Below are 15,914 nucleotides of genomic sequence, written 5' to 3'. Positions count from 1 at the left end.
GCGTCACAGGGCCCGGCCCGAGACGAGGCGGCCCTCGATGGACTCGGCGAAGACCGCGCCGCCCAGATAGAGCGGCGTCGTCAGGGTGGGTGCGAGGCCGTCGATCGCCATGGGGTCGGTCGTGGGGATCGTCCGCTGGGTGATGTTCTCCGCGTCACCGTCGAGGGGCACGGACCGGATCTCGTACGAGCCCACGGACAGGACCCGGTCTCCGGAGAGGCCGAGGGCGCTGGGCGTGCCGCGGGCCGGGAGGTCCCAGAGTTCCTTGCCGGACTTCCAGTCGTACGCGGTCAGGCGGTCCTGCAGCTGAGCCTTCTTGTCGCTGCTCGCGATCACCAGAACGCCCTTCTTGCCGACGACCGGGGCGACGTCGGGCTGCTTGGCGGCCCCGATCGTGCGGCGGGAGGCAAGGGTGTCGCCGTGGAGCACGCTCACGCCCGCGCGCTCCACGGACCAGCACAGGACCGCACCGCCGTAGCCGATGAGGTCGCCGCACGCGGGCTTCGACACCTTGGCCTTCTCGTCGCCGTTCCGGGTCGAGAGGGCGATGACGCCACCGGCCTCCAGGGCCGCGTACAGCCTGCCGCCCTGCACGAGCAGCGTGCCCCGGGGTTTGCCGTCGACGCGGGTCTCCCACAGTTGCCTGCCGGTGCTCGCGCGGCGGGCCCGCACCACGGTCGTGTACGGGGCGGGCGCGGTCTGGCTGTTGAACTCGGCGGTGTACACCACCCCTTGCGCGTACGTCACCGAGATCACCCCCGCGTACGGGGCGACCTTGTGCCGCCAGACTTCGTCGCCGGTCGCCAGGTCGAGGCCGATGACGCCCAGTTCACTGGGGACGAAGACCCGCTTGCCGTCGGTCTCGGGCGGGTTCTCCTGGATGCCGGTCGGCCTTCCCGCGAAGCCGGGGGCCTTCCATCGGTCCTTGCCGGTCGCCGCGTCCAGGGCGGTCGCGGCGCCCCACCCGTCCCGGCACACGAGCGTGGACCGCGCGATGACGCAGCCCTTGCCCATGCCGTCGACGCCTTTCGGCTTCTTGCGGGACCAGGGGCGCCAGCCCTTGGGCAGCGCGGCTTCGCGCACCGCGGATGTGCCGAACTCGCCCGAGTGGCCCTGGTTTCCGTACGCGGTGACCACGCGGCCGGACGGCGCGCCCGCGTCCGGTCCCGGCCCGGCGGCAGGAGGGCCCGCCGGGTCGTCCGTGAGGGCGTCCGGCAGCACCACCGCCGCCACGGCGACCACCACGGCCGCCGCGGCGGACGCCACGACCCACGGCAGGCGGCGCCGCCCGATGACGGGTGGGGGACCGAACGACCCCAGGGCGGGCGGCGCCACCGGCAGGGGCGGCGCGTCCGCCTCCGACCGCTCGAACCCGGCCGCGGCCAAACGGTACTCGGCGAACAGCGACAGCACGTCGGACGGCCAGGGGAACGTGGAGGCCGCGGGGACAGCCAGGCGCTCGGCGAGCTCCGTCGGAGTGGGGCGCCTGGCCGGATCGGTGTCCAGGCAGTCGGTGACGATGCCGCGCAGCTCGTCCGGCACGCCGGTCAGGTCGGCGTCGCCCTGGGAGATGCGGAAGACGACCGAGGCGAACTCCGGGTCGTCGAAGGGACCGCGGCCCGTCGCCGCGTGGCACAGGACCGCGCCGAGCGAGAAGACGTCCGATGCGGGGACGACCGCCTGGGACCCCTCGATCTGCTCCGGTGCCAGGAAACCGGGCGTGCCCACCAGCATGCCGGTCACGGTCAGGGCCGTGGCCTCGAAGGCCCGCGCGATGCCGAAGTCGATCAGACGGGGGCCGTCGGGTGTGAGCAGCACGTTCCCCGGCTTCAGGTCGCGGTGCAGGACCCTGGCCGCGTGCACCGCGGCGAGCGCGCGGGCCAGGCCCGCCCCCAGTGCGCGGACCGCCGGCGTGGGCAGTGGCCCCAGGCGTGCGACCGTGTCGGCGAGCGAGGGACCCGGCACGTACTCCGTTGCCAGCCAGGGGAGTTCGGCGTCCGCGTCGCCGTCCAGCAGCGCCGCGGTGAACGGTCCTGTGACCGCGCGGGCCGCCGCCATCTCCCGTCGGAAGCGGACCCGGAACGCGTCGTCCAGGCCCAGGTCGAGGTCCTGCCGTACGGCCTTGAGGGCGACCAGTGGCCGGGCCGCCCCTTGCTCACGTTCCGCACGCCGGGCGAGGAAGACCTCGCCCATGCCGCCCGCCCCGATCCCGGCAAGCAGCCGGTAGGGGCCGATGCGGCGGGTGTGGCCCGGCGGCAAGGGGGTGAGCATGGGTCTCCTCGGCTCGGCGGCTGGACGGGAACGTCAGGGCGGCGGTGCCGTCAGGGCAGTTCGACCGACGAGATCTTGCCCTCGTCGTAGATGACGTGGGCGACGCCGCCGAGGGCCAGGACGGTCGGCGCGCGCAGCGTCTCCGAGATGACGGTGCCGTTGGCGTTCTGCGGGGGCTCGGGGCGGTCGCCCGGCGCCCCCGGCACGGGATGCCGCTTCGGCTTCCCCGTACCGGCGTTGAGCGGCAGCGTGTAGAGCGCGCCGCTGTCCGCGTAGACGGCGCGCCCGCCGAGCAGCAGCGGCGCCGAGGCCGGGACGTTCCCCTTGGGCAGCTGCGCGGAACGCAGCACCTCTCCGTTGCCCCGGTCGTTCACGAGCACGCTCTTCTTGTCGGGGTCGACGGAGACCGCGAGGGCGTGGTTCATGGCCGTCGGGCCCGTGACCGGTGCGAACTCCTCGGGTGTCGGGTAGAAGAAGGGCTCGCTCGCCTCCTGGAAGGTGCGGGGCTTCAGCTGCAGCGCCCTCACGCGCGGCGCCGGAGCGTCCGTCCCGGCCGCGGCGCCGGCGGATGCCGTGCACAGGACGTCCTCGCCGACGAGCACCGCCCCGCACTCGCTTCCTGCCCGGCCGAGCTCCTTGCCGCTTCGCACGTCGTACGACGTCAGGCTGCCCTTCTCGTCGGCGTAGACGACCCCGTCGCGCAATGCCCGCAGCTGGTAGCGGTTGATGTCGGCCTTGGCCTCCAGCGGGGTGCCGAGATCCTCGTCCCACAGAGGGCGCCCGCCGTCGAGGTCGTAGGCGTGCAGGGAGGCGATGGAGCCCTCCTTGCCGTACACCCCCTCCGCCGTGACCAGGAGTGTGTCGTCGCCCAGGAGCGGACGCAGGCCGAACGCGCCCGCACCGTCCGGGGCCGGGGCGTCCCAGATGACGTCACCCGACGTGGAGTCGCGGACCTGCAGGACACCGTCGCTCGCGATGACCGCTCTGCCGCCGCGCACCTGCGGTTCGAGCACGTCGCCCGGCCTGAAGTAGGCGCCGCTCGGGCCGATGTACGCCTCGTCCACACCGCCCTGCGGATCGACCTTGCCGGACTTCCACAGCCGCCGTCCGTCGACCGCGCTCACCGCTTCGTAGGTGCCGTTGGTCAGCAGGCAGACGATGGCGTGGGTGTCGGCGGCGCAGCTCATGGGGGAGTGGCTGAGACGCCCCTGCCACGCCTTCCACCCCTTGGGGCGCTGGGCGGCGACCTGGTCCACCACCCCGGACCGGTCGGCCGTGCCGTCCGCGTCGACCCCGGCCCGCGCGATCAGCTTCTCGGCGGCGGCCGGGTCGGTGGGCCCCGGATCGACCTTGCCGGGCGCGGCCGAGCCGCCGGGAGTCGCGGCCTCCGATCCCTTGCCGCCGGACTCCTCCGTCCAGGGCCCCCACACGGCGAGCGCACCGCCCAGCGCGCCCGCCACCACGGCGGCGGCGACGGTGGCGAGCAGCGCGCGCGGCACCCGGCGACGCGGACGCGGCGGGGCGGGCGGCGGCGATCCGCTCATCGTCGGCAGCTGATGCACGCCGAAGGGGGCGGGCGCCCCGGTGGCGATGACCGGATGGCCCGGCGCGGTGGCGGGATGGCCCGGTGCGGTGACCGGATGGCCCGGTGCGGTGGCGGGGCCGCCCTGAGCCGTCGCCGGACGCCCGGCCTCCGGCTCCGGCCAGAGCGGAACCGGCAGCAACGGCTGCCCCGAGGCGCAGAGCTGCTCCACGTCCCGCCGCACCTCACCGATCGCCGCCCGCACCGCGTCCGGCCACCGCGCGTTCGTGGCCGCGTCCCGCAGCCGTGCGAACCGCTCGGCGACCTCCTGCGCGCCCGGCCGCTCGCCCGGGTCCCGCGCGAGGCATGCCGCAAGGATGTCCCGCAACTCATCGGGCATGGCGCCCAGTTCGGCCTCGGCCCGCGAGACCCGGTACAGGACAGCCGCCATCGGCCCGTCCCCGAAGGGGTCCCGCCCCGTCACCGCGTACGCGAGCACCGAGGCGAGGCAGAAGACGTCCGATGCCGCCACCACATGCCTGCCGCCCGCCACATGCTCCGGCGACATGAAGCCCGGTGTTCCGACGAGCAGGCCGGACCGGGTCATGGTCGTGGCGGCCTGCACCCGTGCCACACCGAAGTCGATCAGCTTGGGGCCGTCCTGGCCGAGCAGTACGTTGCCCGGCTTGAGATCACGGTGCAGAGCGCCCGCCGCGTGCACGACCGTCAGCGCCCCCGCCAGGCCGGCGCCGAGTGCGGCGACCGCGCCCGCGGGCAGCGGACCGTGCCCGCGCACCGCCTCGGAAAGCGTGGGCCCGGGAACGTACTCCGTGGCCAGCCACGGCACTTCACCCTCGGCCTCGCTCGCCACGAGCCGCGCCACGTAAGGGCTGTCGACGGAGGCGGCGACCTCCGCCTCGCGCCGGAAGCGCCGCCGGAACATCTCGTCCGTCGCCAGTTCGTTCCGGATGGCCTTGACGGCGACGAGGTCATCGGGCCCGTACCCGGAGGCATCGCCGGGGCGCGCGAGGAAGACCTCGCCCATGCCGCCCGCCCCGAGCCGGGCCAGCGTCACATACGGTCCGATCCGCCTCGGTGACGCATCCCGCAACTGGCCGATCATCCGCCCCGTACCCCCTGTGCCCCCGTCAACTCCCCCAATACCAGGTCACGTTACCCCCGACCCGGAATATGCGCCCTGTGCGCCGTGGTGACAGGGGCGGCGCACCGCTAACGTCGAGGCGACACGTCGATGCGCACGTCGTTGTGCGAGGTACGAACGCCCCCGTCATACGCCCCGTCGGACACCCTGACAGAGGTGCACCGTGATGAAGGCCATCCGTCGATTCACCGTACGACCCGCCCTTCCCGAACCTCTCACCCCGCTCTCGGAGCTTGCGCGCAACCTGCGGTGGTCCTGGCACACCGGAACCCGTGAGCTGTTCAAGGCCGTCGACCCCGAGCAGTGGGCCGCTTCGGACTGCGACCCCATGCGGCTGCTCGGCAGCGTGCCGCCCGCGCGGCTCGCGCAGCTGGCCGGGGACGGGGCCTTTCTGCGCCGCCTCGCCGAGGCCTCGGACGGCCTTCGGGAGTACGTCACCGGAGCCCGCTGGTATCAGGACCAGTCCGCCGAGCGTGGCGGTGAACTGCCGCGCGCCGTCGCCTATTTCTCGCCCGAGTTCGGCATCACCGCCGCCCTTCCGCAGTACTCGGGCGGGCTCGGCATCCTCGCGGGCGACCACCTGAAGGCGGCGAGCGACCTCGGGCTTCCGCTCATCGGGGTCGGGCTGCTCTACCGGCACGGCTACTTCCACCAGTCGCTGTCCCGCGACGGCTGGCAGCAGGAGACCTACCCGGTGCTCGACCCGAACGAACTGCCCCTGTCCCTCCTGCGGGAGGCGGACGGCACTCCGAGCCTGGTGGCGATCGCGCTGCCCGGCGGGCGACAGCTGCGCGCACACGTCTGGCAGGCCAGCGTCGGGCGCGTACCGCTCCTCATGCTCGACTCGGACGTCGAGGAGAACGACGCGGGCGCCCGCGAGGTGACCGACCGGCTCTACGGCGGCGGCAGCGAGCACCGGCTGCTCCAGGAGATGCTGCTCGGCATCGGCGGGGTGCGCGCCATCAGGACGTACTGCCGCCTGAGCGGGCACGCCGAGCCCGAGGTCTTCCACACGAACGAAGGCCACGCGGGCTTCCTGGGTCTTGAGCGGATCCATGAACTGGCCGCGCCGGGCGTGGAGTTCGACGCCTCGCTGGAAGCGGTCCGGGCCGGGACGGTCTTCACCACCCACACCCCCGTACCCGCCGGGATCGACCGCTTCGACCGCGAGCTGGTCGCCCGGCACTTCGGCCCGCACGCCGAACTGCCCCGCATCGACGTCGAACGCATACTGCGGCTCGGCATGGAGACGTATCCGGGCGGTGAGCCCAATCTCTTCAACATGGCGGTGATGGGCCTGCGGCTCGGGCGGTGCGCGAACGGCGTCTCGACCCTGCACGGCAAGGTGAGCCGCGAGATGTTCGCGGGCCTGTGGCCGGGATTCGACGCCGAGGAGATCCCGATCTCCTCCGTCACGAACGGCGTGCACGCCCCGACCTGGGTGGCCCCCGAGGTGTTCCGGCTCGGCGCCCGGCAGATCGGCGCCCAGCGGACGGAGGAGGCGCTGTCGGTGGGCGGCTCGGAGCGGTGGGACGCGGTCGCCGAGATCCAGGACGTGGACATCTGGGAGCTGCGGCGGGAGCTGCGGGGCCAGCTGGTGACGGAGGTCAGGCGGCGGCTGTACGCGTCGTGGCGTCAACGGGGCGCCGCGAGCGCGGAGTTGGGGTGGATCGACGACGTACTCGATCCGGACGTCCTGACGATCGGCTTCGCACGCCGCGTCCCGTCCTACAAGCGCCTGACGCTGATGCTGCGCGACAGGGACCGCCTGATGGAGCTCCTTACGCACGAGGAGCGGCCGATCCAGATCGTCGTGGCCGGAAAGGCGCATCCGGCGGACGACGGCGGCAAACGCCTCATCCAGGAGCTGGTGCGCTTCACGGACGACCCGCGGGTGCGGCACCGCATCGTGTTCCTGCCGGACTACGGCATGGCGATGGCGCAGAAGCTGTATCCGGGGTGCGACGTGTGGCTGAACAATCCCCTCCGTCCGCTGGAGGCCTGCGGGACGAGTGGGATGAAGGCCGCGCTGAACGGCTGCCTCAACCTGTCGGTCCTTGACGGCTGGTGGGACGAGTGGTTCGAGCCCGACTTCGGGTGGGCGATCCCCACGGCGGACGGGGCGGCGACGGACGACGACCGGCGGGACGAACTGGAGGCGGCGGCGCTGTACGACCTGCTTGAGCGCCGGATCGCCCCCCGCTTCTACGAGCAGGGGCCGGCAGGCCTGCCCGACCGGTGGATCGAGATGGTGCGGCGGACGCTGACCCGGCTGGGCCCGAAGGTGCTCGCGGGGCGGATGGTGCGTGACTACGTGGAGCAGCTGTACGTTCCCGCCGCGCGGGCGCAGCGCACGCTGGGCGGCGTGGACGCGGCGGGGGAGCTCGCCTCCTGGAAGGCACGGGTGCGTGCGGCCTGGCCGCGGGTTGCCGTCGACCATGTCGAGGCGTCGGCGACGGGGGCCACGGCGGAGCTGGGCGCCACGCTTTCGCTGCGGGTCCGCGTGCATCTGGGGGAGCTGACGCCGGACGACGTGGAGGTCCAGACGATCGCGGGCCGGGTCGACCCCGAGGACTTCATCGCCGACGCGAGTCCGGTGCCGCTGAAGCTGGTGGGCGGCCCCGACACGGAGGGCCGCCGCCTCTACGAGGGCCCTCTGGCCCTCGACCGCACGGGCCCGTTCGGCTACACGGTGCGGATCCTGCCCGCGCACCGGCTGCTGGCGAGCGGGGCGGAGCTGGGGCTCGTGGCGGTGCCGTCGGAGGGGACGGGGGAGGCCGCGGGGGTGTTGTTGCGGTAGGGGAGATCCGGCACGACGACAGGCGGCACCCGGGGGAAACGAGAACCCCGGGTGCCGCCTGGTCGTGCAGGGTGACTACTTGACGTTCACGCCGGCCCAGGCCGCGTCCACGCCCTTGTACTCCGCGGAGTCCGCGCCGTACAGGTCCTTCGCGGCGCTCAGCGTGCCCTCGCGGGCCGCCTTGTAGTCCGTCGTCGTCGTGAAGTACGACGTCAGCGCCTTGAACCAGATCTTCTCGGCCTTGTCGCGACCGATGCCCTCGACCTTGGAGCCGTCCGCGGTCGGGGAGTCGTACTTGACGCCGTTGATCTCCTTCGCGCCGCTGCCCTCGGACAGCAGGTAGAAGAAGTGGTTGGCGATGCCGGAGGAGTAGTGGACGTCTACGTTGCCCGCGTCCGCGCTCCAGTTGTCCAGGGACGAGCCGTCCTTGGAGGGCTTGTCCATGTAGCGGAGCGGCGAACCGTCGCCGTTGATGTCGATCTTCTCGCCGACCATGTAGTCGCCGATGTCCTCGGGGTTCTTGGCGTTGAACTCGACCGCCGCCGCGAAGATGTCGGAGGTGGCCTCGTTCAGGCCGCCGGACTCACCGCTGTACTCCATGTTGCCGGTCGCCGACGTGACGCCGTGCGTCATCTCGTGCGCGGCCACGTCCATCGACGTGAGGGGCTTCTTGTCGCCCTCGCCGTCGCCGTACGTCATGCAGAAGCAGCTGTCGTCCCAGAACGCGTTGACGTACGCGTTGCCGTAGTGGACGCGCGAGGTGGCGCCCTTGCCGTCGCCCTTGATGCCCTCGCGGCCGTGCACGGCCTTGTAGTAGTCCCACGTCAACTGGGCGCCGTAGGCGGCGTCGACGGCGGCGGTCTGGGCGTCGTCCGGCTTTCCGGTGCCCCACGTGTCGTCGTCGTCCGTGACGAGCTTGCCCTCGCCGCTCTGGCCGTGGGCCAGGTCGTACGTCGAGTGGCCGCCGCGCGCGTCGTCGGTCAGGTCGAAGCCGCTGGTGCCCTTCTTGGAGCCGACCTCGACGTCGCCGCTGTACTGGCTGTGGCCCGCGCCGTTCTCGATGGCCTGGTACTGGAAGAGCTTCTTGCCCGTGGCCGCGTCGGTGATGACGTGCAGCTTGCTGGGCGTGCCGTCCTTCTGGACGCCGGTGACGACGGTCTCGTGGGCGAGGACCGGCTTGCCGGACGCGGCCCAGACGACCTTGCGCGGCGTCTGCGCGTCGGCCTTCTTGGTGTCGCCGCTCTTCGACGCGGTCGACTCGGCGGACTTCGCGGCCGACTTGGCCCCGACCTTCGCGGAGGTGGAGGCGACCTTGATGGTGGCCTTGGCCGCCTTGGTCACGCTCTTGACCGAGCCGCTCTTGGCGGTGTGGACGACGAGGTCGCCGCCGAGGACGGGCAGACCGTCGTAGGTGCGCTCGTAGCGGGTGTGCGTGGTGCCGTCACGGTCCTTGACGACGTCGCGTACGACGAGCTTCTCCTTGGCGCCGAGGCCGATCTTCTCGGCGGTGGCGGCCTTCTCCGTGTTCGCGTCCTGCAGCAGGTCCGCACGGGCCGTCGAGGAGAGCGCGACGGGCGCTCCCGAGGGCGCGGCCGCCCGGTCGGGCTGCGCGGAGGCGCCGGTGGCAAGACCGCCCGCGAGCAGGGCACCTGCGGCAACAGCGGTGGCGATGGCCAGCGTCGAGCGCTTCCGGGATATGTGGGGGGTCACGCATGCTCCTTCTGTGGGGGGCCCGGACGGCATGGGGACTGTCCGGGCTGAAAGATGCGGTGCGGGTGTGCTGGTGTGACTGATCGAGGGAAGAGTGTCAGTTGAGCCAGGTTCATGTCAGGTCCCTGACCGCAGGTTGGCCAGAAATCGTCCGTTGAGCGATGGTCCATGTACGCAATGCGAACGGGGAGTTACGCGGTCGGCGCCACGCATGGGTGCGCCGCTCCGGGGAGTCGGTCCACCCGGAGCGGCGCAGTCTGCATGTGTCTCAAGCCTGGTCAGGGCTTACGGGAAGGTCAGCTTCCAGCTGTTGATGCGGCCGACGTCCTGCGCGGCCACGTCCTGGACCTTCAGCTTCCAGGTGCCGTTGGCCACCTCGGACGAGGCGTTGACCGTGTACGTCTCGACGATGTTGTCCGCCGAGTCGTTCGCGCTCGAATTCTTCAGGCGGTACGTCGAGCCGTCCGGGGCCACCAGATCGACGACCAGGTCACCGCGCCAGGTGTGCACGATGTCGACGCCGACCTTCAGCGCGGCGGGCGCGTTGCCCGTGCGTCCGGTGACGTTGACCGACGAGGTGACGGCCGCGCCCCGGTCCGGGATGGCCACGTCGGTGGTGTTCTCGAAGTCCGTGCCGCCGCCGGGGCCGCCACGCGTGCCGACGTTGACCGCTGCCCAGGCATCGCCCACCGCCTTGTACTCGGCGCTGGTGGTGCCGTACAGCTCACCGGCCACCGCGAGGGTCCCGGTGCGGGCCGCCGCGTAGTTGGTGGTCGTGGTGAACTTCGTCGTCAGCGCCTTGAACCAGATGAGCGACGCCTTGTCACGACCAATTCCGGCCACAGGCAGGCCGTCCGAGGTCGGCGAGTCGTACGAGACGCCGTTGATCACCTTGGCGCCGCTGCCCTCGCTCAGCATGTAGTAGAAGTGGTTGGCGACACCGGACGAGTAGTGGACGTCGATGTTGCCGATGCCCGAGTACCAGGAGTCCTTGGACCCGCCGTCCTTGCTCGGCTTGTCCATGTAGCGCAGCGGGGTGCCGTCGCCGTTGATGTCGATCTTCTCGCCGACGAGGTAGTCGCCCTTGTCCTGCGCGTTGTTGGCGTGGAACTCCACGGCCGCCGCGAAGATGTCGGAGGTGGCCTCGTTCAGGCCGCCGGACTCACCGCTGTACGTCATGTTGCCGGTGGCCGCCGTCACGCCGTGCGTCATCTCGTGGGCCGCCACGTCGATGGACGTCAGCGGCTTGGCGTTGCCCGCGCCGTCGCCGTACGTCATGCAGAAGCAGCTGTCGGACCAGAACGCGTTGACGTAGTTGTTGCCGTAGTGGACCCGCGAGTACGCGCCGACGCCGTCACCGCGGATACCGGAACGGCCGTGCACGTTCTTGTAGTAGTCCCAGGTCAGCGCGGCCCCGTAGTGGGCGTCCGCGCCGGCGGTCTCCAGGTTGGAGGCCGCGCCGTTGCCCCACACGTCGTCCGGGCCGGAGAAGAGCGTGCCCGTGCCGGACGTGCCGCGGTTCAGGTTGTACGTCTTGTGGTTGCCGCGACCGGTGTCCGTCAGGTTGTACGTGGACCCGGACTGGGCGGACCCCAGGGTGACTTGACCGCTGTACTGGGTGTTGCCCGTGCCGTTCTCGATGCCCTGCCACTGGAAGATCTTCTTGCCGGTGGCCGCGTCCGTGATGACGTGCAGCTCGTTCGGGGTGCCGTCGTGCTGCAGCCCGCCGACCACCGTCTCGTACGCGAGAGTCGGCTCGCCCTTGGCCATCCAGACGACCTTGCGCGGCGCGCGGTCCGCGTCGGTCTTCTTCGAGCCCGCGGCCTTCGCCGCGCCGAGCGCCTGCTTCTCGGCGGCCGACGCCTTCACGTCGGCGCTGGTGTCGACGCCCTTGAGCTCGGCCTTCGCGGCCTTGGTGACGCCCTCGGCCTTCCCGGACTTCGACTCGTCGACGACCAGGTCGCCGCCGAGGACCGGGAGACCCTCGTAGGTGCGCTCGTAGCGGGTGTGGGTCGTGCCGTCGCCGTCCTTGGTGACGTCACGTACGACGAGCTTCTCCTTGGCGCCGAGCCCGAGGTCCTTGGCCGTGTCCGCCTTGGTGGCGTTGGCGTCCTTGAGGAGCGCGGCACGCTGGGCGGGGGAGAGCTTCACGGGCAGGGAACCGGGGTCGGCCTTGCCTATCTTGGCCGCGGCCGGGGCCTTGGCCTTGGGTATCCCGGGGTCGTCGGCCGATGCCGGGCCCGTCTGGAAGGCCACCGCGACAAGGGCGGCGACGGCGGTCAGGGCGCCCGCGGCGGTGGCGCGTCTGTGGGAGGCAGGTCTGTGAGAGGTGCTTCTCAACACGGACTCCTTCTGCGTGGCCGCGGGATACGCGGCCAGGGGGACCGGTCGGCGCGGTCGTGCCGTCCGGGCAGAACAAGGCAGAACGTGGAGCGTGGTGGAGCGTGGTGGAGCTGGGAATCGAGGGGAAGAGTGGCACCGGGGCGCTCTGTTTGTCAGGAGTGCGTCAAGAGTTGGCCGGAACTGGTCCGCTGCCCGGTGGGTCACGTTCGATATACGGAGGGGTCGCTCAACGCCAAGGGCTCGCGATTGTTCGAGGTGAAACTTCGTGGGGTGCCCGAAGGGGTGTGGCCGATTCCGCACCCCAACCAGCGCCGGATGCCGACGAGTTCAGGCAGAACGAAAGCCGGCCTGGAGCGCTGCGTCGCTCCAGGCCGGTGCTCGGGTGGTGGGCCGCTGATCAGAAACGGATCAGCAGCGGGTCAGAGACTGCTCAGGACCGCTCAGAAGTCGTAGGGCTTCGTGGTGTTCCAGTTGGTGACCTCGGCGTCGGACCAGGTGAACTCCGACGGCGCGCCCTTGCCGTCGAAGGCGCCCGTCCCCGCGCCCGGACCGGTGTCGCCGGTCTGGTCGCGCAGGGCGACGGAGAGTTCCGCCGAGGTGTGGGTCTTGTCGGAGTCGGTGAAGAGGGACACGGCGGAGTAGACCTTGCCGCCGGGCTTGACCGTGATCCGGGCGGTGCCGCCCGGGGCGTCCTTGGCCGCGTGGGGCAGGACGCCCGAGGTGTCGCCGAGCATCACGGACGGGTAGGAAGTGACCCAGCAGGGCTTGGAGTCGGCGTTCGTCGCGGTGATCAGGAGGTGCTCGCCCTCCTCCGCCGGGAAGCGGTGCAGCACGGCGTACGAGATCTCGTCGCCCGTGCACGGCTGGGCCGCGGCGGCGCGTGCGGGGGCGGCCTTGCCCGCACCGGAGCCTGCCGTCCCCTGCTCGCCGCCGCCCGTCTCCGTTGTGACCGTCGTCCCGGACGCCTTCTCGGAGCCCGCCGTGCCGTCGGCCGTGGCAACGCTCCGGCCCGAACCGGCCTTCGACGCGCTGCCGCCGGAGCCGTCCGAGCCGCCACAGGCGGTCAGGGTCAGGGCGAGCGCGGCGGTGGTGGCGGCGAGGACGGTGGTGCGGATCCGGGTCGTACGCATGTGAGGTTCCCCCGTGCGGTGGTGGTGGGCGCGGAACGGGCTGGTCGTTCCCGCTGTTGAGACCACTGTGTCCACCCCCGCTGGCGTTCCGCTCACGCCGCGCTGACGTCCCGCTGACGCGGGGGGCCGTGCCGCAAGCGGGGCTGAGCCGGGGTCGGGGTCGGGGTCGGGGTCGGCGGGAACCTGCCCCCCGTCAGCCGCGCCGCACCCTCACGTCCGTTCCGCGAACCGGCCCCTCACGTCCGTTCCGCGAGCCGCACCATCGCCGTGTCGTAGCGCGCCCGCAGCCCCACGTCCGCCGACACCCGCAGCAGCGCACCGAGGGCCCGTACCGCGCCCTCGTCGTAGCCGGACGCCTCCGCCTCGCTCGCCGCGCCCTCCAGGCGGCGGATTCCCTCGGCCTCGTCGCCCATGCCGATGAGGGCCTCGCCGCCCGCGGTGAGCAGCAGGACGCGGGAGGTCGCCGGGGCCTTCGGGGAGCTCTCGATGTCCAGGGCCGCGACCGACGTGTCCAGGGCCGACTGCCATTGCCTGGTGTCCAGTTGATGCCGGGCGAGGTGGTGCAGGGCCAGGCGTTCGGTGTGGCGGTCGCCCGCCTCGTGGGCCAGGTGCGCCGCCTGTACGCAGCCCTCGGCCGCCTCCTCCGGGCTGCCGAGCGCGGCCTGGGCGAGGGAGAGGTTGATCAGTGCCGTCGCCTCGCCGAGCCGGTCGCCCGCGCGGGCGGCGATCACCGGGGCGGCCTCCAGGTGCACGAGGGCCTCCTCGGTGCGGCCCTCCTCGGTGAGCACCCACCCGAGCAGGGCGAGCACCCGCGACTCCGCACGGGCGTCCGCTTCGGCTCGCGTGGCCTCAAGTGCCTTGTGGAGCAAGGGAGTCCAGCCGTCGAGGACCCGCCACACCATCTGCGGCCACAGCCCGAGGACGATCCGCCACGTCCTGCCGGGCAGCCCGGCCGCCTCCGCCGCGGCCGCCGCGAGCATCAGGTCGTCACGCTCGGCCGCGTACCACTCCATGGCCTCGTCGCGGTCCGCGAACGTCCGTATCGCGTGCGGCGGACGGAAGTCCGCGGGCAGCGTGAAGCACGACTCGGCGCCGGGCTCGGCCGAGTCGGCCGCGGCCAGGGCGGTGGCCACGCCGTGGTCGAGCACCCGGATCAGGGCGTCGGGCTCCGCGTCCAGGTCGCGCGCGTAGAGGCGTACGAGATCGTGCAGGGTCCAGCGCCCCGGCGCGGTCCGGGTGACGAGATGGGCGGCGGTCAGCCGGTCGAGGGCGGCCTCGGCCGTGTCCGGGTCCGTGCCCGCGAGGGCCGCCGCCGTGAAGCGGTCGACGTGCGTGCCCGGATGGCGGCCGAGGTGGGCGAAGTGGTGCGCGACGTCATCGGGCAGCCGCCGCACGGTGAGCCGCAGCGCCGCGCGTACGCCCGTGTCCTCCACGTCGAGCAGGGTCAACCGGCGTGATTCGTCGGCCAGTTCGGTGCTCATCGCCCGCAGGGACCAGTCCGGCTGGTCCGCGAGGCGGGCCGCGGCCACCCGCAGCGCGAGGGGAAGCCCGCCGCACAGCTCCACGAGCCGCCGGGCGCCCACCGCCTCCGCGAGGACCCGCTCCTTGCCGAGCACCGCGGCGAGCAGGGCCGTGCTGTCGTCCGGTTCCAGTACGTCCACCGGGACGGGACGGGCGGCGTCGGACGCGATCAGGCCACGCAGGCGGTAGCGGCTGGTGACCACGGTGACGCAGCGGGTGCCTCCCGGAAGGAGCTCCCTGACCTGCTCGGAGCCGCGCGCGTTGTCCAGGACGACGAGGAGCTGCCGGTCGGCGGCGAGCGAGCGGTACAGCGCGGACGCGCCGTTCGCCGACTCCGGGATCCGGCGCGGCGCGACCCCGAGGGCGAGCAGGAACTCGCGCAGCACTTCGAGGTGCGTCGGCTCGCCCGTGTCGCTGAAGCCGCGCAGGTCGGCGTAGAGCAGGCCGCCGGGGAACGCGGCGCGGTTGCGGTGCGCCCAGTGCACGACCAGGGCCGTCTTGCCCACGCCCGCGGGCCCGGTGACCAGGCACACGGGGGCTTCGCCCGCGGCCGCGCGGGACAGGTCGGTCAGTTCGCCCGCGCGCCCGTGGAAGCCGCGGGGCATGCGCGGCAGCAGGTCGACCGTGTCCGCCACGGGGGCGGTGGGCGCGCCGTGTGCCGGGACGGGCGCGGGGGCTGCCGCGGCCGGGGCCGCCGTCCCCGCGTCGTCACCCTCCCCGCGCAGCGCGACCCCGTAGGCGTCCGCGAGTTCACGGCCCGGGTCGACACCCAGTTCGTCGGCCAGCAGCCGCCGGGTGCGGTGGAACCAGTCGAGCGCCTCCGAACGGCGCCCCGCGCGCTGGAGTTCGCGCATGAGCGCCGCGGACAGCGATTCGCGCAGCGGGTGGGCCTCGGCCTCCGCGCGCAGGACGGCCGCCGCGCGGTTGTGCTCGCCGAGGCGCGCGTAGGCCCCGGCCAGCATCTCCACGGAGGCGAGCCGGAGTTCGTCCAGGGCATGGGCGGCGGCCTGGAGCGGCGGGCTCGGATAGGTGCCGCTCAGCGCGGGCCCCTGCCACAGGGACAGCGCCTCCTGGTACATCGCCACGGCGTCGGCCGGCGCGCGCTGGCCGCGGGCCAGCGTCACCAGCTCCTCGAACCGGTGGGCGTCCAGGAGGCTCTCCGGCATCCGCAGGACGTAGGAGGCGCCCTGGGTGACCAGCTGCACCCCGAACATCTCGGCGTCCGCACCGGCGAACAGGACCCGCAGCCGCGACACATGGCCCTGGATGACGCTCCGGGCGCGCGGCGGAGGTTCGTGATCCCACAGGGTGGCCGTCAGCTGGTCCACCGGCACCGGGCGGTTGGGCCGCAGGAGCAGGGCGGCGAGGAGGCTGCGCCGCTTGGCCGGACCGAGTGGCAGTTCGCCGCTCTCGGTGGCGACGGAAACCGCTCCGAGCAGCCGGAACTCCACTGAT

The 15,914-nt window shown here is 72.6% G+C and carries 7 protein-coding genes; 1 reads left to right on the top strand and 6 read right to left on the bottom strand.

The window, feature by feature from the left end; genetic code table 11:
• Nucleotides 1–3: 3 nt before the first annotated feature.
• Both ABZ833_RS23965 and ABZ833_RS23960 read right to left on the bottom strand, forming a co-directional pair.
• On the bottom strand, nucleotides 4–2,271 hold the full coding sequence (locus ABZ833_RS23965) for a protein kinase (RefSeq protein ID WP_361049842.1): 2,268 nt from the start codon (nucleotides 2,269–2,271) through the stop codon (nucleotides 4–6).
• Between the two features lie 50 nt (nucleotides 2,272–2,321).
• A complete protein-coding gene (locus tag ABZ833_RS23960; RefSeq protein WP_361049840.1) occupies nucleotides 2,322–4,868 on the bottom strand; it encodes a serine/threonine-protein kinase in 2,547 nt (848 codons plus the stop codon).
• 253 nt (nucleotides 4,869–5,121) lie between these two features.
• Between ABZ833_RS23960 and glgP the strand changes: the two genes are divergently transcribed.
• Complete coding sequence (gene glgP / locus ABZ833_RS23955; RefSeq protein WP_361049838.1) at nucleotides 5,122–7,755, top strand: alpha-glucan family phosphorylase; 2,634 nt, start codon at nucleotides 5,122–5,124, stop codon at nucleotides 7,753–7,755.
• A gap of 75 nt (nucleotides 7,756–7,830) precedes the next feature.
• Here glgP and ABZ833_RS23950 read toward each other — a convergent pair whose 3' ends face one another.
• The 4 genes from ABZ833_RS23950 to ABZ833_RS23935 form a co-directional block, all read right to left on the bottom strand.
• Nucleotides 7,831–9,465, bottom strand: a complete 1,635-nt coding sequence (locus tag ABZ833_RS23950; RefSeq protein WP_361049836.1) for a M4 family metallopeptidase — start codon at nucleotides 9,463–9,465, stop codon at nucleotides 7,831–7,833.
• A 285-nt stretch (nucleotides 9,466–9,750) separates the two neighbouring features.
• A complete protein-coding gene (locus ABZ833_RS23945; protein ID WP_361049834.1) occupies nucleotides 9,751–11,805 on the bottom strand; it encodes a M4 family metallopeptidase in 2,055 nt (684 codons plus the stop codon).
• Nucleotides 11,806–12,248: 443 nt separating this feature from the next.
• Complete coding sequence (locus ABZ833_RS23940; RefSeq protein ID WP_361049832.1) at nucleotides 12,249–12,938, bottom strand: DUF4232 domain-containing protein; 690 nt, start codon at nucleotides 12,936–12,938, stop codon at nucleotides 12,249–12,251.
• Nucleotides 12,939–13,174: 236 nt separating this feature from the next.
• Complete coding sequence (locus ABZ833_RS23935; protein WP_361049830.1) at nucleotides 13,175–15,910, bottom strand: BTAD domain-containing putative transcriptional regulator; 2,736 nt, start codon at nucleotides 15,908–15,910, stop codon at nucleotides 13,175–13,177.
• Between the last annotated feature and the right edge of the window lie 4 nt (nucleotides 15,911–15,914).

The sequence above is a fragment of the Streptomyces sp. NPDC047525 genome, assembly GCF_040643025.1.
Lineage (GTDB): Bacteria > Actinomycetota > Actinomycetes > Streptomycetales > Streptomycetaceae > Streptomyces > Streptomyces durmitorensis.
The sequence above is the reverse complement of the archived record's forward strand: the minus strand, read 5'-3'. Positions and strand labels throughout refer to the sequence as shown.